This is a genomic window from Caulobacter sp. GW821-FHT10E02, from assembly GCF_059415225.1.
The window spans coordinates 143263-169179 of record NZ_JBWKMV010000001.1 but is presented as its reverse complement, the minus strand read 5'-3'; the positions used below and the strand labels follow the sequence as shown (position 1 = coordinate 169179).

20 protein-coding genes are annotated in these 25917 nt (G+C 68.4%); 3 read left to right on the top strand and 17 right to left on the bottom strand.

From position 1 onward, the window contains the following. Nucleotides 1-7: 7 nt before the first annotated feature. Nucleotides 8-2269 carry a TonB-dependent receptor gene (locus AC07NI_RS00825; RefSeq protein ID WP_494614907.1) on the bottom strand — a complete coding sequence of 754 codons (2262 nt, stop codon included), beginning with the start codon at nucleotides 2267-2269 and terminating at the stop codon, nucleotides 8-10. Between the two features lie 239 nt (nucleotides 2270-2508). Here AC07NI_RS00825 and AC07NI_RS00820 point away from each other — a divergent pair, with 239 nt between their 5' ends. Then, complete coding sequence (locus AC07NI_RS00820) at nucleotides 2509-3795, top strand: spinster family MFS transporter (protein ID WP_494614906.1); 1287 nt, start codon at nucleotides 2509-2511, stop codon at nucleotides 3793-3795. 3 nt (nucleotides 3796-3798) lie between these two features. On the opposite strand, the gene AC07NI_RS00815 is transcribed toward AC07NI_RS00820, so the two are convergent. Continuing rightward, complete coding sequence (locus AC07NI_RS00815) at nucleotides 3799-4476, bottom strand: TetR/AcrR family transcriptional regulator (protein ID WP_494614905.1); 678 nt, start codon at nucleotides 4474-4476, stop codon at nucleotides 3799-3801. A 191-nt stretch (nucleotides 4477-4667) separates the two neighbouring features. Between AC07NI_RS00815 and AC07NI_RS00810 the strand changes: the two genes are divergently transcribed. Together AC07NI_RS00810 and AC07NI_RS00805 are read left to right on the top strand one after the other, a co-directional pair. Further along, the gene (locus AC07NI_RS00810; protein ID WP_494614904.1) at nucleotides 4668-7700 is read left to right on the top strand and encodes a TonB-dependent receptor domain-containing protein; all 3033 of its coding nucleotides are present in this window, start codon (nucleotides 4668-4670) and stop codon (nucleotides 7698-7700) included. 157 nt (nucleotides 7701-7857) lie between these two features. Next, nucleotides 7858-9576 carry a methyl-accepting chemotaxis protein gene (locus AC07NI_RS00805; RefSeq protein ID WP_494614903.1) on the top strand — a complete coding sequence of 573 codons (1719 nt, stop codon included), beginning with the start codon at nucleotides 7858-7860 and terminating at the stop codon, nucleotides 9574-9576. On the opposite strand, the gene AC07NI_RS00800 is transcribed toward AC07NI_RS00805, so the two are convergent. The 15 genes from AC07NI_RS00800 to AC07NI_RS00730 form a co-directional block, all read right to left on the bottom strand. Continuing rightward, entirely contained in the window at nucleotides 9573-10664 is a 1092-nt protein-coding gene (locus AC07NI_RS00800) for a protein-glutamate methylesterase/protein-glutamine glutaminase (protein WP_494614902.1), read from the bottom strand. The genes AC07NI_RS00805 and AC07NI_RS00800 overlap by 4 nt on opposite strands. A gap of 5 nt (nucleotides 10665-10669) precedes the next feature. Next, nucleotides 10670-11527: a CheR family methyltransferase gene (locus tag AC07NI_RS00795; protein ID WP_494614901.1), complete on the bottom strand. Its 858-nt coding sequence runs from the start codon at nucleotides 11525-11527 to the stop codon at nucleotides 10670-10672. Nucleotides 11528-11540: 13 nt separating this feature from the next. Beyond that, entirely contained in the window at nucleotides 11541-12011 is a 471-nt protein-coding gene (locus AC07NI_RS00790; protein WP_494614900.1) for a chemotaxis protein CheW, read from the bottom strand. Beyond that, complete coding sequence (locus tag AC07NI_RS00785; protein WP_494614899.1) at nucleotides 12008-13807, bottom strand: methyl-accepting chemotaxis protein; 1800 nt, start codon at nucleotides 13805-13807, stop codon at nucleotides 12008-12010. The genes AC07NI_RS00790 and AC07NI_RS00785 overlap by 4 nt, the downstream gene beginning before the upstream one ends. A 58-nt stretch (nucleotides 13808-13865) precedes the next feature. Further along, a complete protein-coding gene (locus AC07NI_RS00780) occupies nucleotides 13866-15554 on the bottom strand; it encodes a methyl-accepting chemotaxis protein (protein WP_494614898.1) in 1689 nt (562 codons plus the stop codon). Between the two features lie 16 nt (nucleotides 15555-15570). After that, nucleotides 15571-16056: a chemotaxis protein CheW gene (locus AC07NI_RS00775; RefSeq protein WP_494614897.1), complete on the bottom strand. Its 486-nt coding sequence runs from the start codon at nucleotides 16054-16056 to the stop codon at nucleotides 15571-15573. 11 nt (nucleotides 16057-16067) lie between these two features. Next, nucleotides 16068-18023 (bottom strand): chemotaxis protein CheA, encoded by a 1956-nt coding sequence (locus AC07NI_RS00770; RefSeq protein ID WP_494614896.1) that lies wholly within the window; start codon nucleotides 18021-18023, stop codon nucleotides 16068-16070. Beyond that, on the bottom strand, nucleotides 18020-18385 hold the full coding sequence (locus AC07NI_RS00765; RefSeq protein WP_125159379.1) for a response regulator: 366 nt from the start codon (nucleotides 18383-18385) through the stop codon (nucleotides 18020-18022). The genes AC07NI_RS00770 and AC07NI_RS00765 overlap by 4 nt, the downstream gene beginning before the upstream one ends. After that, entirely contained in the window at nucleotides 18382-18708 is a 327-nt protein-coding gene (locus AC07NI_RS00760) for an STAS domain-containing protein (RefSeq protein WP_494614895.1), read from the bottom strand. Before AC07NI_RS00760 ends, AC07NI_RS00765 begins: the two co-directional genes overlap by 4 nt. Before the next feature lie 162 nt (nucleotides 18709-18870). Next, the gene (locus AC07NI_RS00755) at nucleotides 18871-20685 is read right to left on the bottom strand and encodes a PAS domain-containing hybrid sensor histidine kinase/response regulator (protein ID WP_494614894.1); all 1815 of its coding nucleotides are present in this window, start codon (nucleotides 20683-20685) and stop codon (nucleotides 18871-18873) included. A gap of 78 nt (nucleotides 20686-20763) precedes the next feature. After that, a complete protein-coding gene (locus AC07NI_RS00750) occupies nucleotides 20764-21114 on the bottom strand; it encodes a hypothetical protein (RefSeq protein WP_494614893.1) in 351 nt (116 codons plus the stop codon). A 148-nt stretch (nucleotides 21115-21262) separates the two neighbouring features. Then, the gene (locus AC07NI_RS00745; RefSeq protein WP_494614892.1) at nucleotides 21263-21457 is read right to left on the bottom strand and encodes a hypothetical protein; all 195 of its coding nucleotides are present in this window, start codon (nucleotides 21455-21457) and stop codon (nucleotides 21263-21265) included. 254 nt (nucleotides 21458-21711) lie between these two features. Continuing rightward, on the bottom strand, nucleotides 21712-23448 hold the full coding sequence (locus tag AC07NI_RS00740) for an adenylate/guanylate cyclase domain-containing protein (protein WP_494614891.1): 1737 nt from the start codon (nucleotides 23446-23448) through the stop codon (nucleotides 21712-21714). An 11-nt stretch (nucleotides 23449-23459) separates the two neighbouring features. Beyond that, nucleotides 23460-23864, bottom strand: coding sequence for a hypothetical protein (locus AC07NI_RS00735; protein WP_494614890.1), 405 nt, complete (start codon nucleotides 23862-23864; stop codon nucleotides 23460-23462). Nucleotides 23865-23882: 18 nt separating this feature from the next. After that, entirely contained in the window at nucleotides 23883-25895 is a 2013-nt protein-coding gene (locus AC07NI_RS00730; protein ID WP_494614889.1) for a toll/interleukin-1 receptor domain-containing protein, read from the bottom strand. Nucleotides 25896-25917 lie beyond the last annotated feature (22 nt).

The window sequence follows — 25917 nt, the reverse complement described above, 5'->3', positions numbered from 1 at the left end:
CGCCCCCCTAGAACGCATAGCCAAGGCGCACGCCGGCCGTGCGCGGCCGCATGGTCGCGAACCGGCTAGCGATGAACGCTTCGGGGTGGACGTAGGTGATCGAGTGGTCGTCGAACAGGTTCTCGACATAAGCCCCGATCGTGGTGTCGCCCATGGCCACGGCGAAGGTGGCGTTGACGTTCTGGTACGAGTCCGTGAAGCCGTAGGTGGCGCTGGTCACGGTCGGCTGGCCCGGCACATGCTGGAACGAGCCCGGATACGAGCCGACGTGCTGCAGCACGACCGACAGGTTGGCCTTGGCCTTCGGCGTCAGGTCCCAGCCGTAGTTGACGAACAGCGAGCCCTGCACCTTGGGCGAGGCCAGGCGCGCGCCGACCACCGCGCCCGAGATCGCCGCCTCGGCCGGGGTCAGCTCGGTGACCTTGGCGTCGTTCAGCGAGCCGTTCAGGCCGATGGTCAGGCCCTTGGCGGGGAAGGCCAGCAGCTCAAGCTCGATGCCCTTGCTGCGCGCCGCGCCGATATTGGTGGCGAACTGGACGCTGTCGGAGACGCGGTTGGCCTGGACCTGGATGTTGCTCCAGTCGATCAGGTAGACGGCGACATTGGCCGAGACCAGGCCGTTCAGGAACCGGCCCTTGGCTCCGACCTCGTAGTTGGTCAGGTCGTCCGAGGTCGCGCCGTTCGGGATGATCAGGTCGTTGGAATTGACCAGACTGGGCCGCCCGGCGAAGGCGTTGACCACCGGCGTGCGGAAGCCGGTCGAGACCGTGGCGTAGGTCGTCAGCGTCGGCGACGGCTTGTACGACAGGCTGACCTTGAACGACGGCTTGCTGCCGGTCGCCTTGACACCCGAAGCGGCCGCGAACGGCGTCAGGACCAGCGGGCCGCGGATGCCGAACAGGGCGTTGGTCAGATAGGCGCTGCTGTAGCCCCCGGCCTCGGTGAAGCCCTGGGCCTCGACCCGGCCGTAGCGCATGCCGCCGGTGGCCCAGACCTTGTCGCTGAAGTGGTAGGTCAGCTGGCCGAAGGCGGCCTTCTCGGACGAGTTTATGTGCGTGTACTGGCGCTGGTAGTACTCGTCCGGCAGGCCGGTGATGCCATGCGAGGTCAGGAAGGCCGGGTTGGAGCGGTAGAAGTAGTCCACGTCCAGGCGGCGATCGAGATAGAAGCCGCCGACCACCCAGTCGAGCTTTCCGCCCGGATCGGACGCCAGGCGCGCTTCCTCGACGAAGGTCTTCTGGAAGCCGCCGGCGTCCAGCGCGAAGGCGATGGCCTGATTGAAGGTGCCGGCCAGGTCGACATAGAACTTCTGGTCGAACTTCGAATAGGTCGACGAGCTGGTGAAGCGCGCGCCATCGAACTGGTAGTCGACCGTGACGTTGTGGCTGCGCATTTCGCCGACGAACTGGTCCGGCCGATCCGAGATCCGCTTGTTCCGTCCCAGGGACGGATCGACCATCGACGAGTCCTTGGGGTTGCTGTCCTCGTAGGAGAACAGCGCCTTCACCGACAGGCGGTCATTAGGCTTCCACAGCAGCGTCGCGCGGCCGCCCCAGTCGACCAGGGTGTTGGAGTTGTGGACCTTGGTGCCGAGGTTATCGAGATAGCCTTCCTCGTGCCGGTAGAAGCCGACCACGCGCAGGGCCAGCTTGTCCTGGATGATCGGCATGTTGAGCATGCCGTTGTAGCGCTGGCGCAGCGAGTCCGAGCCCGTCAGGCCGAAGTCGACCAGGGCCGCGCCCTCGCGGCTCGACAGGTTCGGGGCCTTGGTCAGGATGCGCAGCGCGCCCGACAGCGAGCCCGAGCCGAACAGCGTGCCCTGCGGACCACGCAGGAACTCCACCCGCTCGACGTCGAACAGGTTGGGGTCCAGCACCGTGGTGTTGCCGATGGTCGAGATTGGCAGCTCGTCGACATAGACCGCCACCGTGCTCTGCAGGTTGGCGCCATAGCCGTTGGTGGCGATGCCCCGGGCGGTGAAGTTGTTGAAGTTGGCGGTGGCGCGGTTCAGCACCACGCCCGGCGTCTGGCGCGCCAGTCCTTCGAAGCCGACGATGCCCTTGGCGGTCAGCTCCTTCTGGTCGAAGGCGGTGACGCTGAGCGGCACGTCCTGGACCTTTTCCGGGCGACGGGTCGAGGTGACGATGACTTCTCCGACCAATGCGGCGTCGCCCCTCCCTTGATCCTCGGCGGCCGCCTGGGCCGCGACCTGTGTGGCGAATGATACGAGCGCGACGGCGCAAGCCGACGCCAGCAGACCAGCCTTCATGACGTTCCTCCCCGAACGCGTGTCGATCGTTGGACGTCGACGTTTGTGCGCTGACGGTGGCGGCGATCCCGGCCCGTGTCAATACTCACTCACTTGCGTGTGAACATTGACGAGCGATCGGAATTGGGGTCATCCTCCAAACAGGCCAAGTTCAAAAAGAACGGCCATCGGGAGGAAGCCTTGAACACCCAGTGCGCGATGACGCCGCGACTCCGTCCGCTTGCCTGGACGCTCGCTCGATGAACGCCCCCTCCCTTTCCGAAACAGAGACTCACGCCCCGGTCGGCGGCCGCGCTTGGCTGGTGCTGGGCATGCTGTGGTTCGTCTATGTGCTGAACTTCCTGGACCGGCAGCTGATGTCGATCCTGGCCAAGCCGATCCAGGACGCGCTGCACGTCAGCGACAGCCAGCTCGGTTTGATCGGCGGCCTCTATTTCGCGATGTTCTACTGCTTCATCGCCATTCCGGTCGGCTGGCTGGCCGACCGCACCAACCGCGTGGCGGTGCTGTCCCTCGCCTGCGGTATCTGGAGCGCGGCGACCGTCGCCTGCGGCCTGTCGCGCGGCTATGGCGAGTTCGCCTTCGCTCGGATGACGGTCGGCTTCGGCGAGGCCGGCGGCGTGCCGCCCTCCTACGCCATCATCTCCGACTACTTCCCGCCCGCCCGTCGGGGCACGGCGCTGGGCATCTACAATCTGGGTCCGCCGGTCGGCGCGGCGCTGGGCATCGCGTTTGGCGCGGCGATCGCGGCGGCGTTCAACTGGCGCTACGCCTTCGTGATCCTGGGCATCGTTGGCCTGTTCGCCGCCGTGGTCCTTCCGCTGATGGTCAAGGAACCGCCGCGCGGCGGGCTGGACGGGACGCAGGCCAAGGTCGAGAAGGCCGGCTTCTGGTCGACGCTGAAGATGTTCTTCTCGCGCCCGACCCTGGTGCTGGCCTCGCTGGGCAGCGGCGCGACCCAGTTTGTCACCTATGGCCTGGGCAACTTCACCACTCTGTTCCTGATGCGCGAGAAGGGCATGGCCCTGGGCGAGGTCGCCGTCTGGTACGCCCTGGTCGTCGGCATCGGCATGAGCGCCGGCATCTACGCCTCGGGCCGCGTCATCGACCGCTTCCGCAAGAAGTCCAAGGTCGTCTACGCCATGGCCCCGGTCATCTCCCTGACCCTGGCGATCCCGTTCTATATAGGCTTCGTCTGGGCCCCGACCTGGCCGATGGCCCTGGCCTTCCTGACCGGCCCGACGGTGCTGAACTACTTCTACCTGTCCTCGTCGGTGGCCCTGGTCCAGGAAGAGGTCCGGCCCGATCAGCGGGTGATGTCCGGCGCCCTGCTGCTGCTGGTCATGAACTTCATCGGCCTGGGCCTTGGTCCGACCTATGTCGGCGCGGCCAGCGACTTCTTCAAAGCCACGCATCCGCACAACTCGCTGCAGATGGCGCTCTATACGCTGGTGCCGTTCTACGTGATCGCGATCGGCCTGTTCCTGTGGCTGGCCCGGATCTTCCGCAAGGCCGAGCAGGCCTGAGGCCTATTCCTTCAGGGCAATGAACCCGGCGGCCATGAAGCGGGCAATCCGCTTCTTGATCGCCGGGAAGTCGTCGGAGTGGCACAGGCCGCTCGACAGCCGGTCGATCCGCCCCGTCCGCGCCAGGGTGTTCATCAGCGCCCCCGACACGAAGTGGTAGCCCCAGAAGATCTCCTCGTCGGCATAGTCCGGCAGGGCGCGCTTGAGGATGCCGACCAGCTTCAGGACCACCGGATCGAAGTGCTCGTCCATCAGCGCCGCGCCCTCGGGCGTGTTGCTGACCCGGGCGCAGAACGCCCCGTAGTTCATCCAATGCTCGCCGCCTTCGTAATAGAGGTCGAGGTCGGTATCGAGGAAGGCGTGCAGCGCACCCTCGACGGTGGGCGCACCACCGGCCGCCTGCTCGTACTGTTCCAGGGCGATCATCCGCCGACCGGACGTGACCCCGGCTCGCCGCGCGAACACGGCCTCGAACAGGTTGGTCTTGTCCTTGAAATAGTAGTTCAGCAGCGTGGTGTGGATGCCCACGCGCACGGCGACGTCGCGCAGGGTCACGCCATAGAGACCGTTCTGCGAGAACAGGTACTCGGCCGCGTCCAGGATCTGCTCCAGGCTCTGGGCGCGCTGCTCGGCCTTGGTGCGCGGGCGCTCCTTGGCCTCCTCCGCGGTGGCTCCTGCCAAACCGTCCTCCTGGTCCTACCCCTCGCCGCGTAGTCGGCGTGGCGCGCCCCTGTCAATCGTTCCCATAACGGCAATCGTTCCGACCGGGCGGTCGTCGAACAATGATCATTGACGCCGCCGGAGCGGCGCCACAATACTCACTCTTGTGAGAATGAGCGTTAGAGACTCATTCAACAGGGAGGGATCGCCACATGAGACTTGGGCTTACGAGCGCGTCGGGCGTCGCGCTGCTGATCGGGATCGCGGGCTTTGGCTCGGCGGCATGGGGTCAGGAACAATCATCGACGCAGGTCGAGGAGATCGTCGTCACCGGCTCCAACATCCGGGGCTCGGCGCTGGATGCGGCCCTCCCCGTGGAGGTCTATTCCCAGGAAAACCTGGAGAAGCAGGGCTCGCCCACGGCGCTGGAATTCGCCAAGAGCCTGACCATCTCCGGCCCGACCACGGGCGAGAGCTACTATTTCGGCGGCCCGACCCTGGTCGGCTCGGTGAACTACAATCTGCGCGGCCTGGGAGCCGACAAGACGCTGGTGCTGCTGAACGGCCGGCGGATGAATCAGAACACCGCCAACGTGCCCTCGATCGCCCTGTCGCGGACCGAGATCCTCAAGGACGGCGCGGCGGTGATCTACGGCGCCGACGCCACCGGCGGCGTGGTCAACTTCATCACCCGCGACAAGTTCGTCGGGCTGGAGGCGCAAGGCCAGTACAAGCAGATCAAGGGCTCGAAGGGCGACTACTCGGTCGGCTTCATGGGCGGTATCGGCGAGGACCGGGTCAACCTGCTGGTCTCGGCCGAGTACGAGCATCGCTCGCGCCTGAACACCCTGGAGCGCGACTTCACGAAGGCCTCGCTGACGCCGGGCGCGGGCTACAACCCCGCCCCCTGGTCGACCCTGACCAACCTGACGGGCTGGCAGCCGCGCGGCCCCCTACCCGCCGTGCCCACCGCCACGGACACCGGCGAATGGGGCGCGAACCTGGGCGGCATCGTCTCGGACTTCACCGCCGCCAGTTGCGCCGCCGTCAGCGGCCGCATGGATAACGTCTACACCTGCGCCTACAACTACATCCCGTACTACCGGCTGGTGGAGAACCAGGACACCTATCGGCTCTACGCCCAGCTGAAAGCCGACATCACCGACAACATGAAGTTCCACGCCGACGCCTCGTACGGCAAGGTGGACCTGCCGCAGGTGATGGGCTCGCCGGCCCAACCGGTGTCGCGTGGTCCGGCCCTAACGACGGGCGCGGTCAACCAGTTCTACGTGCCGATCAGCAACCCGTTCGCGGCCGAGTTCGCCGCCAAGAACGGCATCGTCGGCGCCTCGGGCTTCACGCCGATCACCTACCGGCTCTTCGGCCACGGCGGTAACCCGTACTACTCGGGCGGCGACGGCTTCGGCGTGGCCGACAAGATCACCAACAAGGTCTGGCGCGTCTCGGCCGGGCTCACCGGCGACCTCGGGGACATCGCGCCCTTCGCCAAGGCGGTCGGCTACGACTTCGCCCTGACCTATAACGACGCCTACAACTACAACACCCACGCCGACACCATCGGCTACCGCTTGCAGGAAGCCCTCAACGGCTTCGGCGGTCCGAACTGTAAGGCCGCCGACTTGGACCCGACCCGCTTCGGCACCCAGAACGCGGCCGCCGCCGGCAAGAACGGCTGCCAGTACTGGAACCCCTTCTCCAGCTCGTTCAAGGGCCAGCCGGTCCGAGGCCTCGCCAACCCCAACTACCTCGCCGGCCACGAAAATCCCGAGGATCTCGCCCTCTGGATGTTCGACCCGCGCGGCGTCGAGACCAAGAGCAACAACTTCACGGCCGACCTGGTGTTCAACGGCCGCTCGGGCCTGAAGCTGCCGGGCGGTGAAGTCGGCTGGGCCCTGGGCGCGCAGTATCGCTCGTTCGAGAGCCGCCAGATCGTCTCCAGCCCGTTCAACAACGGCACGGTGCAGTGCGAATGGCCGGCCGGCACGACCAGCGCCAACGGCCCGGGCTCGCCGAACCTGCCGGCCAATCCGCTGCCGACCAACGATCCGAACTTCCGGGGCTGCACGCCCGACGCGCCGGGCCCGTTCGTGCTGTTCGCCCCGACCATCCCGGTCCAGGCCGACCAGAGCCAGTACTCGCTGTTCGGCGAGCTGCAGGTGCCGCTGTTCTCGACCGTCGACATCCAGCTGGCGGCCCGCAAGGAGAAGTTCTCCAACGACCTCGGCGCCACCGTCTACAAGGTGTCGGGCAAGTGGAACGTCTGGGGCCCGCTGACCCTGCGCGGCTCGTACGGCACCAACTACCAGACCCCGCCGCTGGGCGTGCAGCCGGGCGCCATCACCGTGGCCGCGCGCACCTACACCGTGGCGGCCAGCAACTGGCTGGCGGCGCAGTTCATCACCGATACGAACCTCAAGCCCGAGACCGCCAAGACCGCCAATCTCGGCGCCATCTGGCAGAGCCGGGGCCTGGCCGCCGACCACAAGTTCCGCCTGATCGTCGACCACTTCGACATCCGCACCAAGGACCAGATCGGCCAGGTCGCCGACCCGAACCAGATCGCCAGCCTGGTGTTCAACGGCGCGGGCGGCACGATCACCACCTGCGATGTGGCCAAGCAGCCCCTGCTGGCCCGCATCACCTTCAACAGCGGCTGCGCGGTGGGCATGAGCGGCGTCGGCACCTTCTCGGCCGTCTCGACCCGCTACGGCAACGGCCCCGGCCAGACGACCAAGGGCTTCGACGTCCAGGCCAACTACGGCCTGCCGGTCGGTCCCGGTGATCTGGACGTCAGCTTCACCGCCACCCGCGTCACCGAACTGAAGACCGGCGCGACCACCCTGGACGGCGTGACCATCTCGACCGGCGACGACCGTCTGGGCACGCTGAACTTCGCCACCTTCGCCCAAGCCGCGCCCAAGCTGCGGGCCAATCTCGGCCTCAACTATGGCCTGGGTCGCCAGAACTTCCGCCTGGGCGTCAACTACGTCTCGGCGGTCGTCGATGAGCGGGCCGGCGTCCAGTACGGCGAGAACGGCAAGGCGTGGGTGACGACCGACTTCACCTACCGCCTGCAGCTGGGCGACAGCATGGCCCTGACGGCGACGGTCGCCAACATCTTCGACCGCGACCCGCCGCCGGCCCAGGAAGAGTTCGGCTACGACCCGTGGACCGGCAACCCGCTGGGCCGCACGTTCGAGCTGGGCGTCAAGAAGTCCTTCTAGATTTAGTACTCCCGTTCCTACCTCTGCGCGGCGGGCGGCCTTCGGGTCGTCCGCCGTCTTTCTTTCGGGGAAAGGCCGATCGCCACCTTTGCGGGCCTTTACGCCAAATTCGCACATTGTGGTTGATTGTCAGGGTCACTGTTCGAACGGCGAGTTCATGGCCCTTTCGTCTCTGGCACTATCGACCTCCCCGACTGGCGACAGCGGCGCCCACACGCGTCTCGAAGCCGCGCGTGGCGCGATCGAGGGCCGCTTCCTGGAGGTCGGCAACGTCCTCTCGCAGGTCGTCGACGGCGCCAACGCCCTGATCACCGCCCTGGACCGCATGCGCGAAGGCCTCGACGGCCAGGAGGTCGCCGCGGCCACCCGCCAGCTGGGCCAGGCTTCCGACCAGCTACGCGAACTGCCCCGAACCCTGCACGACCGCCGCGACCGCCTCGGCGGCCTGGTCCGCGCCGGCGACGCCCTGACCGCCTGCATCGAGGACATGCGCCAGCACCTGGCCTACCTCCGGGTCTTCGGCGTCAACATCAAGATCACCTCGGGCGGCATCCTGGCCGCCGGACCGGAGTTCGCGATCTTCGCCCAGGAGATCTGCGACTGCATCGAGCTGGGCCGCACCCAGCTGGACACCTTCCGCAACGACCTCTCCGGCATGGACGGCGCCCTGCGCGCGGCCCTGAACCACGAGGATGAGCTGCGCCGCCGTTGCGACGGCCTGCTGCCGGCCGTGCCCGACGCCCTGGTCGGCCAGACCGCCGCCATCGCCGAGCACCAGGCCAAGATCGCCCAGATCACCACCCGCGTCGGCGAGCTGGTTCGCGACGTCCGCAAAAAGATCGGCTCGGCCCTGGCCGCTCTGCAGATCGGCGACATCACCCGCCAGCGCATCGAGCACGTCCAGCACGGCCTGACGCTGCTGGACTCGGCCCAGGCGCGCGCCCTGCCCGCCGAACCTCGCGAGCGGATGAAGGCCTTCGTGCACCGCCTGCTGGCCGCCCAGCTGAACGCCACGATCGACGACTTCCACCGCGACGTCTCGCGCATCGGCCAGAGCATCGGCGCCATCGCCGGCGACGCCAGCGAGATCCTGCGCCTGCGCGACCACGCACAAGGTGGGTCCGACAAGGACGCCAGCTTCCTGCGCGGCCTCGAAACCAGCGTCGGCGAGGCCTTCGCTCTCGTGGACGACATCGACGCCGGCGCCCGCCAGGCCGAGGACGTCAGCCGCTCGGCCGCCAGCTCGGCCCGCGACCTGGTCGCCCAGATCGAAGCCATCCAGAACATGCGCGCCGACGTGCAGATGATGGCGCTGAACACCACGCTGAAATGCTCGCGCATCGGCGAGACCGGCAAGCCGCTGGGCGTCATCGCCGTCGAGCTGCGCGCCCATGCCGGTCACCTGGAAACCTCGGCCGCACGCACCCTGACGGCGCTGCAGTCTCTGTCGGCCTCGGCCGACGCCCAGCCCGAGGCCGACGGCCAAGACAGCTCGGCCAACGCCGCCCACGCCCTGCGCGACGCCATCGGCCGCATCCGCAAGACCGGCGACGCCGTCGAGGGCGACCTCGTGGACGCCGCCCGCCAAGGCGCCGACGTCGTCGAGATGCTCAAGCGCGCCGCCGGCCGCTTCGACTTCCAGCGCCAGGTCGGCGACCACCTCGACCAGGCCGCCGCCGAGCTCGAGAGCCTGTCGGGCGATGTGGCCGTCGATGACGTGATGAGCGCCCTGTCGCCGCTGCTGACCGACTTGGCCCGCTGCTACACCATGGCCCAGGAACGCGAAGTCCACGCCGCGCTGACGGCGGGTCTGGACATGGCCGTGGTTGAAGTGGAAGCGCCGGCCGCCGTCGAGGACGACGACCTGCTGTTCTAGCGGCTCGACGCCTTCAGGATTTCCTTGGCCAGCGCCTGCAACGGCGCGACCCGATCGACGCAGCCCAGCGCGATCGCTTCTTTGGGCATGCCGAACACCACCGAGGTCGCCTCGTCCTGGGCGATCGTGTAGGCGCCGGCCTGCTTCATCTCGTTCATGCCGCGCGCGCCGTCGTCGCCCATGCCGGTCATGATCACACCGACCGCGTTGGAGCCGGCCGAGCGGGCCGCCGAGCGGAACAGCACGTCCACCGACGGCCGGTGACGCGTCACCAGCGGGCCGTCCTTGACCGAGACGTAGTAGCGGGCGCCGCTGCGCTCCAGGATCGTGTGCTTGTTGCCCGGTGCGATCAGCACCCGGCCGCGCAGCACGGTGTCGCCGTCCTCGGCCTCCTTGACAGAGACCGCGCACAGGCTGTCCAGGCGCTTGGCGAACGAGGCGGTGAACTTCTCGGGCATGTGCTGGACGATGACGATGCCCGGCGAGTCCGGCGGTAGGTCTTCCAGCACCGCGCGCAGGGCCTCCGTACCGCCCGTCGAGGCGCCGATGCAGACGATGGCTTCGGTCGTCTTGGCCATGGCCTTGCCGCTGGGCGGCGGCAGCATGGCGTCGGCGGTCAGCTTCTTCTCGGGCTCGTGGATCGGACGCTGGATGGCCACCGGCGGGCGACGCGCGCCGGCCACGCGTGCGCTGGCGGCGGCCTTCACGGCGTCGCAGATGCGGATGCGCGACTCCATCAGGGCGTCGGCGACGCCGATCTTCGGCTTCAGCACGATATCGACCGCGCCGGCTTCCAGGGCCTGCAGCAGGGTCTCGGACCCCGCTTCGATCAACGACGAGCACATCACCACCGGGATCGGGTGCTGGGCCATCAGCTTGCGCAGGAAGGTGATGCCGTCCATGCGCGGCATCTCGACGTCCAGGGTGATGACGTCGGGGATCTCGTCGCGGATGCGCTTGGCGGCCACGAACGGGTCGGAGGCGACGCCGATCACCTCGATCTGCGGATCGGACTCCAGGATGCTCGCCAGGGTCTGCCGGACGGTGGCGGAGTCGTCGATGATCAGGACACGGATCTTGCCGGGCAAGGGGACTAGCCCTTCTGGAAGACGGTGTTGGCGATCTGCCGCAGCGGCAGGTCGATGCCCACGATGGATTCCGAGTGGCCCAGGAACAGGTAGCCGTCGGGCGCCAGATGGCGGCACAGGCGCTCCAGCACCTTGGCCTGGGTCGGCTTGTCGAAGTAGATCAGGATGTTACGGCAGAAGATGATGTCCATCTGTTGTTCGACGGGATAGCTCTCGTCCATCAGATTGAGACGGCCGTAGGCGACCTTGCTGCGCAGTTCTGGCACGATCCGCACCTCGCCGCGCGAGGGATCCTTGGCCTTCATCACGTAGCGCTGGCGACGCGGCATCGAGACCGGCTGGATCATCGACTCCACGAAACGGCCGGCGATCGCCTGCTCCAGCACCTCTGTGCAGATGTCCGTGCCCAGGATCGAATAGTCCAGGCCGCGACGCTCCTGGCAGAACTCGTCCAGCACCATGGCCAGGGTGTAGGGCTCGGCCCCGGTCGAGGCCGCCGCGCTCCAGACATTGATGTGCCGACGGCTCTTGGCCAGGTGCGGCAGCACCGTCTTTTCCATGAAGGTGAAGTGCACCGGCTCGCGGAAGAACTCGGTCTTGTTGGTCGTCACCGCGTCGATCAGGTGGATCGTCTCGGCCTCGAGACCGTCCTCCTCGAACAGGTAACGGCAGTACTCGTTGACGCTGTCCATGCGGTTGGCCCGCATCCGGCGACGCAGGCGGCCCTCCAGCATGGTCCGCTTGTTGGCCGGCATCTTGATGCCGCTATAGCCGTGGATGAACTCGGCCAACCGCGTGAAGTTGCGGGTGCTGAGCGGTTCCCCGGCCGTGACCGGCTGCAGGGCGAGAGCGGCTTGCGACAATGACGATCCGATCTCAGGCGGCTTGAGCGAGGTAGGCGGCGTCCTGGCTGGTCAGCAGACGGGCCAGGTCGAAGATCACGACGAAGCCCGTCTCACGGCGCACGACGCCGCGGATGTATTCCGACCGCCACGGCACGCCGATGTCCGGCGAGGCCTCGATCTGGCTGGCGTCGAAAGACACCACCTCGATCACCCGATCGGCGACCAGGCCCAGCGACAGGGTGCGATCCTCGACCGGCACGTCGACCACCAGGATGCGCGTCGCGCCGTCCGGCGGCACGGCGGGCAAACCCAGCTTCACGCGCAGGTCCAGGGTCGGGGCGCCGCGACCGCGCACGTCAGTCAGGCCCAGCAGATAGGCCGGACCGTCGGGGATGCCGAACGGCTTGGCGTAGTCGAGGATCTCGCGGACCAGGGCCACGGGCACCGCGAAGACCTCGGCGCCGAGGCCCAGGGTGACGAACTGTTCGGTCGATCCGCTCACGAGGCGTATTCCTTGAAATCGGCGTCGGCGTCGTCGGGGCCGCCGCTCGTCAGGTCGAGGGCGAAGCCGGCCACGCGGGCCTGCTGGCTGGCCACGGCGTTGCGGCCGGGCTTGCGCACGGTCGGCGCTGGCGAACGCTTGGCCGCGACGGCGCGCGGGGCGGCCTTGCGCGGGGCCGGACGGCCGCCGGCTTCGGTGCGGAAATAGGCGATCGAGACCTGCAGCTCCTCGGCTTGAGCAGCCAGCTCTTCCGAGGTCGCCGACATCTCTTCCGAGGCGCTGGCGTTCTGCTGGGTGACCTTGTCCAGCTGCTGGATCGCTTCGTTGATCTGCGACGAGCCGATGTCCTGCTCGCGGCAGGCGGCGCTGATCTCGGCGACCAGCTCGGCGGTCTTGCGGATGTTGGGGACGAGACCGCTCAGCATCTCGCCGGCCGACTGGGCGGCCTTGACGGTGTCCGACGACACGGCGCTGATCTCGGCGGCGGCAGTCTGGCTGCGTTCGGCCAGCTTGCGCACTTCCGAAGCGACGACCGCGAAGCCACGGCCATGTTCGCCGGCGCGAGCGGCTTCCACCGCCGCGTTCAGGGCCAGCAGGTCGGTCTGGCGAGCGATCTCCTGAACGATGGTGATCTTCTCGGCGATGGTCTGCATCGCATCGACGGCCTTGCTGACCGCGGTGCCCGAGGTCTCGGCGTCGATCGCCGACTGGCGGGCGATCTTCTCGGTCTGGCTGGCGTTGTCGGCGTTCTGCTTGATGTTGGCCGACATCTCTTCCATCGAGGCCGAGGCCTGTTCGGTGGCGGTAGCCTGCTCCGTCGCGCCCTGGCTCATCTGCTCCGAGGTCGCCGAAAGCTGCTGGCTGCCGGCCGAGACATTCTCCGAGGCGGCGATCGCATCGACCACCACGCCGCGCAGACGCTCGACCATGCGCTCCAGGGCCTGGCCCAGGGCGTCCTTGTCCGACAGCGGCTTGACCTGCACCGTCAGGTCGCCGTCGGCGATCTTGTCGGCCAGGTCGGCGGTGGCGCGCAGGTTGGCGGCCATGCGGTTGACCGTCTCGATCAGGTCCTTGATCTCGTCGTTGCCGGTCGCCTGGACCTGCTGGTCGAGGTCGCCCAGGGCCACGGCGTCGGCCAGACCGGCGATGCTCTTCAGGCCCTTGCTGATGTTCATGGCGATCCAGGTCGCGGCGCCGACGGCGGCCAGCACGGCCACGACGATCAGGCTGATCAGGATGACGCGCAGGCGGGCGAAGTCGGCGTCGGCCTTGTTGATCGAGGCTTCCAGCTGGCTGTCGGACAGCTCGACCAGGCCCTGGACCTGATCGCCGATCTCACCGACCAGTTGGCGGGACTCGCCGATCGACAGGGCCATGGCGTCGGCCTTGCGGCCCTGGTCGACCAGCTCGCGCAGGCGATCATCGACCTGGCCGAAACGCTTCCACGAATGGCCCAGCGCCTCCCACTTGGGCAGACCTTCGGGAGAGGCCTTCTGCTTGGTCTTGGTCAGCAGATCGTCGAACGTTTGGCGCTCTTCGTCGATCTTGTCGGCCAGTTGTTTGGCCTGGGCGGCGGAGTCGACGCTGACGAGGTTCTTCTCGGAGCGCACCACGTTCAGCATGTGGATGTTCAGCTGCTGCGCGGCCTTGAGGCGCGCGGCGGGCCCGGCCACCAAGGCGTCCATCTCGCGGTTCGCGCCCGAAAGGCCCGAGAGACCAAACAACGACGTCCCGACCAGCAGAAGGATCAGGAAGCCGAAGGCGGCGGCGAGTTTGAGCTTGATGGTCAGGCGCATCTGAAATCCCCCTCAGTACTGCACCGGGGCCCGACGGAGGGCCCCGGTGTCGTCACGATCAGGCGTATTGTTTAAAATCTGCATCATCGGCGTCAGGGCCGCCGTTGGTCAGGTCCAGGGCGAAGCCGGCCGCGCGGGCCTGCTGCGCCGCCACCGGACGACCGGCCGGCTTGGCCGGAGCCTTGCGGGCCGAGGCGGGCGGCGCGGCGCGCTTCACCGGCGCGGCCTTACGCACCGGAGCGCGCTGGCCACCGTGCGAGTCCGTGCGGAAGTAGGCGATCGAGGCCTGCAGCTCCTCGGCTTGAGCAGCCAGCTCTTCCGAGGTCGCCGACATCTCTTCCGAGGCGCTGGCGTTCTGCTGGGTGACCTTGTCCAGCTGCTGGATCGCTTCGTTGATCTGCGACGAGCCGATGTCCTGCTCGCGGCAGGCGGCGCTGATCTCGGCGACCAGCTCGGCGGTCTTGCGGATGTTCGGCACCAGGCTGGTCAGCATCTCGCCGGCCGACTGGGCGGCCTTGACGGTGTCCGACGACACGGCGCTGATCTCGGCGGCGGCAGTCTGGCTGCGTTCGGCCAGCTTGCGCACTTCCGAAGCGACGACCGCGAAGCCACGGCCATGTTCGCCGGCGCGAGCGGCTTCCACCGCCGCGTTCAGGGCCAGCAGGTCGGTCTGGCGAGCGATCTCCTGAACGATGGTGATCTTCTCGGCGATCGTCTGCATGGCGTCGACGGCCTTGCTGACGGCCGCGCCCGAGGTCTCGGCGTCGATCGCCGACTGGCGGGCGATCTTCTCGGTCTGCGAGGCATTGTCGGCGTTCTGCTTGATGTTGGCGGCCATCTCTTCCATCGAGGCAGAGGCCTGTTCGGCGGCCGAGGCCTGCTCGGTGGCGCCCTGGCTCATCTGCTCCGAGGTCGCGGACAGTTCCTGGCTGCCGGCCGAGACGTTCTCCGAGGCCGAGATGGCGTCGGCGACCACGCCGCGCAGGCGCTCGATCATGATGTTCACGTGGCCCAGCAGGTCACCGATCTCGTCGCGCGTGGTGATCTCGATCGACTTGGTCAGGTCGCCGTCGGCCACCATCTTCACGGCGTCCGAAGCGCGGTTCAGGCCCTTGCTGACCGCCATCGAGATGTAGAGCGCCGCGACGGCCGCGCCGAGCAGCGAGATGATCGACAGACCGATCAGCAGGTTCCGGGTGTTGGCGAAGTCAGCGTCGGCCTTGTCGGTCGCGCCGTCCAGTTGGGCCTTCGACAGCTCGACCAGTTCCTGGACGCGAGCGCCGGCCTCGACCACGGCCTTGCGGCCGTCGCCCATCGAGAGAGCGGTGGCTTCGGCGTCGCGGTCCGAGGTGGCCATGGCCAGCACGCGGCCGTGCACTTCCATCATCTGGTCGAAGGCCGAACCCAGCGACTGCCACTTGGGCTTGCCCTCGGCCGTGGCCATGCCTTCGGCCTTGGCCAGCAAGCCTTCGAAGTCCTGGCGTTCCTTGTCGATCGAGGCTTCCAGCTTGTTCACTTCCTCGGGCGAGCCGACGAGGATCATGTTCTTTTCGGCGCGCACGATGTTCAGCAGGTGGATGTTCAGCTGCTGGGCGGCTTCCAGGCGCGTCGCCGGGCCGTCCACCATGTCGTTGAGGGCCTTGTTCGTCTTGGCCAGGCTGGTGATGCCGAAGACGTTGCCGATGAGCAGCAGGGCGATCACGAACCCGAAGGCCAGGCCGAGCTGAAGCTTGATGGTCAGTCGCATGGGAAACTCCGGGCGATCAGCGTTGAGCAGTGTGGAGGGCGGTCACGGGGCCCGATTGGCCCCGCGCGGCGAAAATCTGGTCGAGGTCGGGCAGCACGATCACGTCGCCGTTGCGGCGGACCAGGCGGCGGATGAAGTCCGCCCGCCAGCGCATGCCGACGCGAGGGGCTTCCTCGGTGGTGTCGGCGGTGATCGAGGTCACCTCGTGCACCTTGTCGGCGCGCAGGCCGATCAGGGTGGGCTCGCCGTCCAGCGGGTGCTCGATGACGACGATGCGGTTGTCGATCGTGGTCTCGCCCACGGTCATATCGAAGGCCATGCGCAGGTCCACCAGCGGGATCACGCGGCCACGGAAGTTGATCACGGCGCCGACGAAGGCCGGCGCGCCCGGGACCGGGGTCTCGGGCAGCAGGTCCAGGACCTCGCGCACATAGCCGGCCTCGAGGGCGAAGGTCTCGCCCTGCAGGTCGAAGGTCAGGGCCTCGATGGTGTCTTGGGTCATGACGTCTCCCCTCACCCGGCCGCGCGCAGTTGCGCATCGTGGCGTTGGCCCAGGCTGACCAGGGCGGGAATGTCCAGGATCAGGGCCACGCCGCCGTCGCCCATGATCGTCGCGCCCGAGAAGGCGCCGACATCGGCGTGGAAGCTGGACAGCGGCTTGATGACCGTCTGGTGGTCGCCAAGGATCTGGTCGACGACCAGGCCCACCCGGTCCTGGCCGGTGGCGACGACGACGATCTTCTGGTGCAGGTCCGGCGCCGTGCCCGTCGCGAACTGCTCGCGCAGGCGCAGGAACGGCACCAGCTCGTCACGCAGGGTGATCAGGTTGCGGCCGGTGGAGCGCAGGTCCTGGGCCGGGGTCAGCTCGACGCATTCCTCGACCGTGGCCAGCGGGATCACGTAGCGGCCCGTGCCGACGCGGACCAGCAGGCCATCGATGATGGCCAGGGTCAGCGGGATGCGCAGCGACACCACCGAGCCTTCGCCCGGCATCGAGGTGATCTCGATCGAACCGCGCAGGCCCTCGATGGTCTTCTTGACCACGTCCATGCCGACGCCGCGGCCCGACAGGTTGGTGATCGCCGCCGCGGTCGAGAAGCCGGGCGCGAAGATCAGTTGCAGCAGCTCATTGTCGCTCAGCACCTGACCCGGCTGGATCAGGCCGTTCTCTTCCGCCTTGGCGCGGACGCGGGCGCGGTCGACGCCACGGCCGTCGTCGGTGATGGTGATCACCACCTCGGCGCCCGACTGGCGAGCGGCCAGCATGATCTTGCCGATGGCCGGCTTGCCGGCGGCGGCGCGCTGCTCGGCGCCTTCCAGGCCGTGGTCGGCCGAGTTGCGGATCAGGTGGATCAGCGGGTCGGCCAGGCGCTCGATCACCGTCTTGTCCAGCTCGGTGGTCTCGCCTTCGGTCGACAGCTCGATCTGCTTGCCGGTGTCGCGCTCCAGGTCGTGGATCAGGCGGCGGAAGCGGCCGAACAGCTGGGCGATCGGCACCATGCGCACGACCATCATGGTGTCGCGCATTTCCGAGGCCAGGCGTTCGATCTCCTCGGCCACGGCGCGCAGGGCGACGTCGGTGCTGGACGCGGCCAGCTGCTTCAGGCGCGACTGGGCGATGACCAGCTCGCCGACGCGGTCCATCATCTCGTCGAGGCGCTCGGCCGGGACGCGGACGGTGTCGCCGGACTTGGCGGCGCGGCCGGCTTCGGCGGGGGCGTTGGCGGCGACCGGAGCGTCTTCCAGAACGACGACGGTCTCGACCTCGGGTTCTTCGACGGCGGCGGCGGTCAGGTCCTCGACCTCCAGCGTCATCTCGTCGATCACGAAGATGAAGACGTCGTCGATGGCGTCGCGGTCGTGCTTGGTGGTCAGCAGAACTTCCCAGGCCAGTCGGCACTCGGCGGGGACCAGCTCGTTGAGCGGCGGGACGTCGTCGGCGATGACCCGCACGCGGGCCTCGCCCAAGTCGCGCAGCTCGTCCAGCAGCGGCAGCGGGCGCGCGCCGTTGATCAGGGCGTCGGCCGGCAGGCTGAAGCGGATCTTGAAGGTGTTGAGGCCCGGCGCGACCGGCGCGGCGGCGGTCGGCGCGGCGTCGCCGCCGTCGATGGCGGCCTGCAGGTCGGCCAGCAGCGCCTCACCGGCGCCGGCGTCCACGGGCGTGCCCTCGGCCAGGGCGCGCATGTGGTCCTGGGCGGCCAGCACGGCCGAGACCAGGCTCGGCGAGGCCGGCACCTCGCCCTTGCGGACGCGATCGAAGGCGGTTTCGCAGTGGTGAGTGAAGGCGGCCAGGGCGTCGAAGCCGAACATGGCCCCCGAGCCCTTCAGGGTGTGCAGACCCCGGAAGATGGTGTCGATGAGCGCCCGATCCCCAGGACGGCGCGCCAGGTCGAGCAGGCCCTGTTCGACCTGCTCCAGCAGCTCCTGGGCCTCCTGGCGGAACGTCTCGATGGGATCGAGGCCGCTCATTTGGCGAGGACTTTCTTGACGACGCGGACCAGTTGCTCGGGATCGAAGGGCTTGGTCAGCCAGCCGGTGGCGCCGGCCGCCTTGGCCTGCGCCTTCACGTCGGCGTCGCTCTCGGTGGTCAGGAACAGGATCGGCACGCCCGCGCCGGCGGGGCGCTGGCGCAGTTCGCGGATCATGGTCAGGCCGTCCATGATCGGCATGTTCAGGTCCGTGACGATCAGGTCGAAGCCGCCGGCCGAGGCCTTGTCCAGGCCTTCGGCGCCGTGGGCGGCCTCGGTGACGCTGTAGCCTTCGCCGGTCAGGGCGATCTTGATGGCGGCGCGGATGGAGGCCGAGTCATCGACGGTGAGGATCGCGGTCATTGTTCAGTCGCCCCTTGAAGCCAGAAGTCCTTCCGGTCCCGGTCTTCGGGATCCAGGAAGCCGCCTCGTTGCAGGACCTGCAGCACCGCGCCTTGAGCAGCTTGCCGCAACTGGATCGAGCGTCCGCCTTCCGCAGCGGAACGCCGCGCGGACTCGATCAGTTGAACAAAGGTAAGGTCCGCCTCTTCGAGGCCGTCAATTTCGATTGTAATAGAACTGTTACGCTCAAGGGCGGTGCGCAGAATATCGTGCGCGTCCGAAATATTTGAAATTGTCACGTTATCCGAAAAGCGGACAACTGAACTCTCAAGTTCGCCTGACACATTCGCCCCCACGCGCAAATATAGTCCGATGGCAGAACGGTACTATACCTACCACCTAAGGTGAGGGTCTCCGGCTTAAATTAAGGTAAACTCGGCAACCTCAAGGGCTGCGACATTCTGTCCACAACGCGCAGTTTCTCACGCGCGCGAGAGGGACAGCCGTCAGAGGACGGCTTGCAAGGCCCCGAACAGGCTGGCGGCGGTGATCGGCTTCTGCAAATGGCGGTCGGCGCCGGCCTCCAGGCTGGCGCGGATGTGCTCGTCGCCGGCATTGGCCGTCAGCATGACGATCGGCCGCCGTTCCTGGCCGCCGGCGGCTTCCAGGCGGCGGATCTCGCTGACCGCCGAGAGGCCGTCCATGACCGGCATCTGCATGTCCATCAGCACCACGTCGGGCCGGTCGTCGAGATAGGCGCGCACGGCTTCGAGGCCGTTCTCGACGCAGGTGACCTCGGCCGATTCGGCCAGCATCAGCTCGACGATGCGACGATTGGCCGGGTGGTCGTCGGCGACCAGGACCCGTAGCGCCCGCTCCGGGGCGACCGGCGTCGATCCGTACACGTCATTGGCCGGCGCGGGCGGCAGCGGCAGCTCGAACCAGAACCTGGCCCCCTCGCCCGGCGCGCTCTCGCAGTCGAGGGTCCCCCCCATCAGGGCCACCAGGTCGCGCGAGATCGACAGACCCAGCCCCATGCCGCCGAAACGGCGGGTGATCGAGGCGTCGGCCTGCTGGAAGCGCTCGAAGATCCGCGCCTTCTCGGCCGCGTCGAAACCGATGCCGGTGTCGGCGACCTCGAAACGGACCCGGTCCCCTGCCCCGCGCGTCACCGCCAGCGTGACCTCGCCCTGCTCGGTGAACTTGACGGCGTTGCGCACCAGATTGCCGATCACCTGGCCCAGGCGCACGCCGTCGCCAACCACGTCGGCGTTCAGGTCGGGCGCGAGGTTGGCCGAGAACTCGACCGCGCCCTCCTCCAGGACCAGTCGGGCCGTGGCCTCGATCGAGCGCAACAGCTCACCCAGGTTGAAGGGCGCGGCCTCGATGCGGATGCGGTCGTCCTCGATCTGGACCACGTCCAGCAGGTCGTCGAGCAGCCGCTCCAGTGTCCGTCCCGCACCGCGGATGATGTCGACCAGCTCGCGCGCCTTCGGGTCCAGCGCCGCGGCGGCCAGCATGTCGGCCCCGGCGACGATGCCGTGCATCGGTGTGCGGACCTCGTGGCTCATATTGGCCAGGAAGGCGCTCTTGGCCTGGCTGGCGCGTTCGGCCGTGTCGAGAGCGACGCGCAGCGCCCGCGCCTGTTCGCGCCGTTCGGTGATGTCCTCGCCCAGACAGATGACGTGGCGCGGCCCCTGGTCGTCGAAGGTGGCCAGCGACTTGATGTCGAACACCCCGCCGCCCAGCGACGGCGGCAGCACCACGCCCTCGGCGACGCGGGTCTCGCCCGTCCGCAGGGTCTCGGGATCGGCGACGGCGACCTGCCTGGCCAGGTCCGGGTCGAGCACCTCTTCGGGCGTGCGGCCCAGGGCGTCTTCGGCATCGACGCGGAACAGGGTCTCGGCCGCGCGGTTCCACAGCACGTAGCGGCGGCTCTGGGCCGACTTCACGGTCAGGGGCGACGGCAGCGACTGGACGACCGAGCGCATCAGGGCCTCGGCCTCGACCTCGGCGGTGACGTCGTGCGAGACGGCGACCAGCGAGATCACCGCGCCGTCGGCGTCGCAGACCGGCGCGACCGTGGTGTCGTGATACTTGCGGGTTCCGCCGATGCGGGCGTCGAAGGTGCGGAAATGGGCCACCCGGCCCTCGGCGGCCGAGGCCACGGCGCGATCGACGGAGAAGCGGTTCTGCTCGGGCCAGCGGTCCCGCCACAGCGTGCCGCGCGCCTGCGCCAGGGTGGCGCCGCCGCACGTTTCCGCAGCGTCATTCATGTGCTGAATGCAGCCGTCCCGATCCAGGCTCCAGAGACAATTCAACGCGCCGCCCCCGCGCGATCCAACCCGCGCTCGCCGATAGATAGCGCCCGGGGCCGTTAACGCGGGGTTGGCGGCGGATCAGAGTTGCGAGTCGCGGAAGCTGTCGATGAGCGAGCGGCGCTCGCCGAGGTCGCGATGGACATTGGCCAGGGCCTTGAGCCGGACCTCGCGGTCAGCGGCCTCGGCTTGGGCCCGGCCGGCGGCCTGGCGGGTCTCGGTCAGGCGCTCGCGGGTCAGGGCCAGCTCGGCCAGGATGCGGTCGCGATCGACGGACAGGTCACCGGCCAGCTCCCGCGATTGAGCCAGACGCGTCTCGGCGCCCAGCAGCCGCAGGACCAGGAACACCACGGTCGGCAGCAGGGCCACCGCCAGGATCTCCGCCAGCAAGCGGACGACCGGGCTGTCGAAGAGGCTCAGCAAGGCCAGCATGTCTCGTCTCCTCTGTTACTCAGATGCTGCGAAGGACCCGGGGCAGCCCCTCTGCCCGGGTCCTTCGCGACGGTGGCCCGCGCGTTCCGCACACACTGGGCTCCGCCCATTCGTCGTCCCCGATGCCCCCATCGGGACGACAAGGGGATCAGGCGCTGAGGCCTTGCTGGTGACCGCCGCGGAGCGAACCGACGGCGAAATCCAGGATGTTGTGGACCACGCTGGGCAGCTGGTCGTCGGTCACGCCGTTCTCGCGGGCCCAGACGCGCAGGGCGTGGCGCAGGAAGGTCTTGCCGGTTTCCGGGGCGGTCGAGGCGTCCGAGAAGATGTCGTCGAAATGCACGGCGCGGCTCCTGTTCTGAGGTCGGACCACCCGACCTGGCTAAGGCTTCGAAAAAGAGGACCCGGCCGGCGGGTGGCCGGGTCCCCAGTCGGTTCACGCGGCCGGCGGCGGGCTTAATCCAGGGAATGGGTTGCTGCCCGTCGCGGTCGACAGCTGAACCATGTTCGGTGAGGGGGTGGTCTGGATGTGCGGATATGCACATCGGGAAAAATTACGGTTTTTCCCGGAGAAGTTTACGATCTCTGGCGATACGCCTAGAGCGCGCGCGACAGGCTGAAGATGGGGGTGGCCGCGAAGCCCTTGCGGCTCTGGGTGCGGCCGACATAGCCACAGCGGACGCGGTCGCCGTGGAAGGTCGCCAGCGCCCCCGCCAGGGCTTCGCTGACATAGGCCGAGCCGGGGGCGACATCCGGCTCGATGCGGGCGGCGACGACCACGTGGGCCCCGATCACCGCCGGCGCCTTGGTCAGCGGATTGGTCCGCAGATGCACGGGCCCGTAGTGGCCGCTGATGCGCAGGCCAAGACCGCGCGGCAGACCCAGGGCCGCGAGGTCCAGCCCCCGATGCCCCTCCAGCAGCGCCAGGGCGGCCAGGGCCGCGTCGATCGGCTGCTCGAAGACCAGGAACAGGCCGTCGCCCCAGGTCTCGACATGGCGAGGCGGCGCGGCCAGCCCTTCGACCGTCTCGGCCATGCGCCCCATCACGCCTTCGATGAAGGCCGGGATCTGGTCGTCGCGCAGGGCGCCGAAGCCCTGGACGTCGGCGAACAGCATGGCCTTCATGGCCCGTCGCTCCGGCCCCGCCAGCGCCGAGGTTGGCCGCGCAGGCTGCGGTGGGCGCTGAATGTCGATGACCGCGAGCCGCCGACCGCTTCTCGCCCAATAGGCCATGTCGGCCGAGGCCCCGGCCGGACCCGGCGCATCGCAGCCGTCCCAGACGGCAAGTTGGATCGCCTCGGTCGATAGGGTCTCGGCCCTCAGCACCGCGCAGCCCATGGCGAATTGGCTGGAATAGGCAAACACCTGCTCGTCGCCGCGATAGGGGTCCTGCGCGGCGTAGCGGACCGAGGTGGCGTGGGCCAGGCAACGGTCGAAACGGGGGACCCAGTCCTCGCCGTACGGCGCGACCGAGACCTCGACGAACGAGGCGCGGCTGACCGGCAGGACGACGTGCAGTTCGGCCCCGGCGTCCAGCAGCGCCTCGGCGAACAGGATGTCCGCCCCCGCCGCCAGGCCGCCATAGCCCGAGCCGACGCGCTGCTCGCGCAGGACCGAGTCGATCCGCTGGCGCAGGTCGTCTTCCGGCAGGTCGGTGATGTGGCCGGTGAAGTGGGCGCAGACGGGCGGCCGGAACGGCGCCAGCCAACCGGCGTCGGCGCCCGTTTCGCGGCACAGCATCTCCAGCTGGCGCAGGGTCGAGGCGTGGGCGGCGAAGGCGCGGGGCGCGAAGGCCACGGCGGCCGCCAGGGTTTCGCGCGCGGCGTCCGGATCGCCGGCCAGGAACCAGGCCTCGGCGCGGCTGGCGGTCTCGTAATAGGCGGCTTCGCCCGAGAGGCCCGGCGTCGGCGGCGTCGCCAACACGGCGGCGGCGCGGGCGGCGGCCCCGGCGCGGTCGCCGGCCACCAGGGTCATGGTTGCGGCGTTGATCGCGCCGTACAGCCCGCCGAAGCGATCGGACAGGGCCTCGTAGCGGCGCAGCGAGGCCTTGGCGAAGGCGATGCGGCGCGGTCCGCGCGCCGCCAGGGCGACGTCCTTCAGGAGGCGTCCGCCCAAGGCGACGGCGTCCGCGAGGTCATGCGCCTCGGCCAGGCCGAGGCGCACATATTCCGAGCGCGCGAAATCGACGGCCCCGGCGCGCGCCAGACAGAGCACGGCCGTGTAGGCGACTTCACGCGAGCCTTCCCCCGCCTCGAGGGCGGCGTGGGCGATGTCGTAGGCGGCCAGGATCTCGCCGCGCCGGATCAGCGCGGCGACCTGTTCCCGGTCGAACATCGCCCCGGCGGTCAGTCGATGTGACCGATGCCGTTATCGATGACCGGATCCAGCGTGATGTGCTGGCCGTGCGCGTCCACCATCAGCAGGCTGTAGGTGTATTCGCCCATCCGCGCGCACTCGTAGATGATCTTGAAGCTTGAGTGCACGGCCTCGGCGCCGCCGACGCTGTTGGCGAGCCAGACGAAGCTGGAGAAGTTCGCGCCGTAGTCACGATCGATCTCGATCGGGCGGCTCTGGAAGGCCCAGCCGGCATTGATCAGCTGATCGCTCAGCGTAAACACCAGCAGCGAACGTTCTTTCAAGTCCATCCGCAGCCGAGTGGGCTCGGCCGGATCGACGAAATTCATAAAATTGTAGTTTTGGTCGAGACCGATGACCACGGTGACAATGTTTTCAGGTTCGGTGTAGCTCATTTCAACTTCCTCCCGACTTCAAATTCCACCTACAGGGGAATCTCGCCAAAAAGCAAGGAAGGCGGGGTGCGCGTAACCCTCTTTTTTGAGCGGACGCACGATATTCTCGGCCTGGTTGCGATTGCCGCTCGCCAAATGAGCTCGGGCCAGGACATCGCGACTGGTGAGCGGCAGCGACGTCAGCTTCGGCGCCAGCACCGACACCGCCTCCGAAGCCTGCCCGAGCGTCAGCCGCGCGAAGCCTTCCAGTTCGGCGGTCTCCTCCGCCTTGCCGGCCTTCAGCGCCGCCAGGAGCGCCGCCGCCAAGGTGCGCGCCCCGGCCTGATCGCCGCTCTGCTGCGCCAGGATGACGGCTTGCTTGGCCAGACGACCATCCATGTCCGTCCTCCAGGTCCTCTCCTTGTCGCCGGCGCGCAGCCTGGCCAGGCCCGCCGCCGCATCGGCGTGACCTGACCTTGCCTGAGCCAGGCGGCCCGACCAGCACTCGATATCGACCGCGTCCATCTGGCCGATCACCACATATTCGCGCCAGCGCGCATTCGTCGGATCCAAGGCCGCCAGCGTGTGCAGGCGACGCATGTTGGCGTCCGAGCGCGCTTGGGCCTGGGCCAGGCGGCCCAGATCGAGTTCCAGTCGCGCCAGGGCCAGCTGGGTGATCACGTCCTTGGCGGCCAGGCGCTTGTCGGCCGGGTCGGCCGCCGCCGCATCCGCCACCAGCTTGGCCGCTTTCTCGCGCTCGACAAAGGCTTCACGCGGCCGGCCAAGGCCGATCAACGAGTCGGCTATCCAGGACAGGTTGTTGGAGGCGTCGACGATGCGAGCCTTGTCCTTGGGCGTGCGGGCCAGTTCGGCGTCGAACACGGGCTGGGCGCTCCGGAAGGCGACGAGGGCCTCCTCGAACTTCTTCCGCTCGAACTGCAGGGTGCCCAGGTTGGTGCGGGCGTAGCCAACCTCGATGCGCCAATCCGCGCGGTCGGGATTCAAGGCGACCAGCCGCTGGGCCAGTTCCTCATAGCGCCGCATCCCCTGCTCGGCCCGCACGAAGTCGCCGCGCTTCCACTGCATGTAGGCCAGCCAGAAGACGTTCTGGGCCTCGTCGAAGATGCGGTCGCCATTGCTGGGATCGCGCGCCGCCAGGGCATGGGTGGTCGCCGCCGCCTGGCCGAAGGCGTCCTGGGCCCCGGCCAAGTCGCCGCGCTGCTCGCGGATCGTGCCCAGCAGGGTCTGGGCCTTGGCGCGCTGGGCCAGGGCCTTGTCGTCCAGCCGGTCGGTGCGCGCCTTGCCGTAGTAGGCCAGCACCTTGGCGCTGACCCCGTCCAGCAGATCGAGGCGGCCGACGGGCTCCAACTGCTGGCGCAGGTCGCCTAGCATGTACGCGACCAGGGCCTCGGTCTCGTCGCGCTGCTCGCGGGCGATCTGCCGCGACTTCAGGGTCACCACGGTCATGGCCCCCATGCCCAGGGCGATGGCCACGGCCACCGAGGTGAAGGCGGTCATCACCTGCAGCCGGCGGCGGGCGTCGCGCTGGACCAGGCGATCCAGGCTGACGCCCAGCAGCCGCGCGGCGATCTTCAGCCGCGCTAGGCGCTTGCCGTCGGCGTCGGGACGCAGGTCGACGGCCAAGGGCTCGACGCCCTCCGGCAGGGCCGCGCCCAGCGACGGCGGCAGCACCTCGGACAGCGGCGTCGCCGCCGGCGTCTCGGGCGTGATCACGCAGAGGATCCGGGCCAGCCCACTGCCCTTCAGGAAATACTCGACCTCCTGGTCCACCCAGCGCGAGGCGACCGAGGCCGGCGAGCACAGCACGATCAGGGCGTCGGACAGGTCCAGCGCATCGCGAATGACCTGGTTGAGGTCGGCGGAGGCCGAGAGTTCGTCACGATCCCTGAATATGGGACGCAAGCTGGCCCCGGCGCTCGCCAGGGCGCGCGGCGCGCGGTAGGTCTCCAAGGCGCGATGGAGCCATTCAGCGACTTTGCGGTCGCGATGACTATAGCTGATAAAGGCTTTGTACCGCTGTCGGCTATTCATGCGTCGCCCCGTCGACGGCAGG

Coding starts and splice junctions, on each gene's coding strand:
- AC07NI_RS00825 (WP_494614907.1), bottom strand. CDS start 2,269: ATGAAGGCTGGTCTGCTGGCGTCGGCTTGCGCCGTCGCGCTCGTATCA.
- AC07NI_RS00820 (WP_494614906.1), top strand. CDS start 2,509: ATGAACGCCCCCTCCCTTTCCGAAACAGAGACTCACGCCCCGGTCGGC.
- AC07NI_RS00810 (WP_494614904.1), top strand. CDS start 4,668: ATGAGACTTGGGCTTACGAGCGCGTCGGGCGTCGCGCTGCTGATCGGG.
- AC07NI_RS00805 (WP_494614903.1), top strand. CDS start 7,858: ATGGCCCTTTCGTCTCTGGCACTATCGACCTCCCCGACTGGCGACAGC.
- AC07NI_RS00785 (WP_494614899.1), bottom strand. CDS start 13,807: ATGCGCCTGACCATCAAGCTCAAACTCGCCGCCGCCTTCGGCTTCCTG.
- AC07NI_RS00780 (WP_494614898.1), bottom strand. CDS start 15,554: ATGCGACTGACCATCAAGCTTCAGCTCGGCCTGGCCTTCGGGTTCGTG.
- AC07NI_RS00775 (WP_494614897.1), bottom strand. CDS start 16,056: ATGACCCAAGACACCATCGAGGCCCTGACCTTCGACCTGCAGGGCGAG.
- AC07NI_RS00770 (WP_494614896.1), bottom strand. CDS start 18,023: ATGAGCGGCCTCGATCCCATCGAGACGTTCCGCCAGGAGGCCCAGGAG.
- AC07NI_RS00765 (WP_125159379.1), bottom strand. CDS start 18,385: ATGACCGCGATCCTCACCGTCGATGACTCGGCCTCCATCCGCGCCGCC.
- AC07NI_RS00750 (WP_494614893.1), bottom strand. CDS start 21,114: ATGCTGGCCTTGCTGAGCCTCTTCGACAGCCCGGTCGTCCGCTTGCTG.
- AC07NI_RS00740 (WP_494614891.1), bottom strand. CDS start 23,448: ATGTTCGACCGGGAACAGGTCGCCGCGCTGATCCGGCGCGGCGAGATC.
- AC07NI_RS00735 (WP_494614890.1), bottom strand. CDS start 23,864: ATGAGCTACACCGAACCTGAAAACATTGTCACCGTGGTCATCGGTCTC.
- AC07NI_RS00730 (WP_494614889.1), bottom strand. CDS start 25,895: ATGAATAGCCGACAGCGGTACAAAGCCTTTATCAGCTATAGTCATCGC.